Below are 309 nucleotides of genomic sequence, written 5' to 3' on the forward strand. Positions count from 1 at the left end.
AAAAGGATTTAGAGAAGGACTGCAGGATGCCATACCAACAGCCCCAGGCTATATTTCTATAGGAATTGCTTTTGGAGTGGTTGCTTCTTCTGCAGGATTGTCGGCGCTTGAAGTTGGTCTGATGAGTCTCCTCATTTATGGGGGATCAGCCCAATTTGCCATGGTGGCCATGATTGTCTCAGGGGCTGATTTGCTGACTATCACCCTGACAGTTTTTTTAGTTAATCTGCGCAATATGTTGATGACCCTGCATGCTACGACTATTTTTACCAAAACTCCCTTCTTGCAAAATATTCTTATGGCAACCTT

At 44.0% G+C, this 309-nt stretch carries 1 protein-coding gene; it reads left to right on the top strand.

From position 1 onward, the window contains the following. Positions 1–309, top strand: a 309-nt coding sequence (locus FH871_RS35455; RefSeq protein ID WP_171063056.1) for an AzlC family ABC transporter permease, incomplete at both ends; no start/stop codon positions are given.

The sequence above is a fragment of the Larkinella sp. C7 genome (assembly GCF_006149005.1).
GTDB lineage: Bacteria > Bacteroidota > Bacteroidia > Cytophagales > Spirosomataceae > Larkinella.